The organism is Aeromonas sp. L_1B5_3 (assembly GCF_963866575.1).
In the GTDB taxonomy this organism is placed as follows: Bacteria; Pseudomonadota; Gammaproteobacteria; order Enterobacterales; family Aeromonadaceae; genus Aeromonas; species Aeromonas jandaei.
Genome location: NZ_CAWMDN010000144.1, coordinates 1 through 922, shown reverse-complemented (window position 1 = coordinate 922; position 922 = coordinate 1). Strand labels below are relative to the sequence as shown.

The 922-nt window shown below is 52.4% G+C and carries 1 protein-coding gene; it reads left to right on the top strand.

The window, feature by feature from the left end; translation table 11 throughout:
- Positions 1-445: 445 nt before the first annotated feature.
- Positions 446-922, top strand: a 477-nt coding sequence (locus AACR93_RS18945) for a PAS domain-containing protein (protein WP_231556984.1), incomplete at its 3' end; no start/stop codon positions are given.

The window sequence follows — 922 nt, the reverse complement described above, 5'->3', positions numbered from 1 at the left end:
GAGATGTGTATAAGAGACAGGCCCCCCCCCCTCTCCCCGCTGGCCCTTTACCCCCGGAGGGGGTCGCCGAAGGCGGGGGGAGAGGTGTTCGCCTTGCGCATGGTCTTGGCCGGGCATTTGAGGCAATGCCAGACCGCGCCGAAGGGGCGCGGGCTGTGCTGCGCCTAGTGGAGATTCTTAGAGAATCTTGGATGGATTTTGCGAATCGCCAGCAAATCCGCGCCCCGTCTGGGTTTTCCAGATCGGGGCGGGTGGAGTTACCGTGGGGGTTGGGTGGAGTTACCGTGGGGGTTGGGTGGAGTTACCGTGGGGGTCACACATACTCGCACCAGATCACGCTGCCCCAGTGCTCGCCGGTTTCCGGCTCAATGGCTACGTTATCGAAGCGCCCTCCTGAGTAGATCAGGCAACGCTTCCCAATCAGCCTAGCGGGGTCGGTGTAGCCATGCTAGCTTATCGTAACGCTAAAGAAATTGGGCTTAATGCCGAATACAATAAAATAAAACAGCCAACCCTTGAGGCTCTTATGCGCCAGAATTTACCAGTGACGGGTCGAAACTTAGAACTCCCAAAAGATACCAATATTCTTTCGACTACCTCCCCTCAAAGCCATATCACGTACGTTAATCCTGACTTCATTAAAATCAGTGGTTTCACTGAGGAAGAACTATTAGGCCAGCCTCACAACATCATAAGACACCCAGATATGCCGCCTGCTGCATTTGAGCATATGTGGAGTACATTAAAATCTGGCCGCTCATGGATGGGGCTAGTAAAAAATCGCTGTAAAAATGGCGACCACTATTGGGTAAGTGCTTATGTAACGCCAATAGCTAAGAATGGTTCGATTGTTGAATACCAGTCTGTAAGGACCAAGCCTGAACCTGAGCAGGTTTTGGCTGCGGAAAAATTATATGCTCAA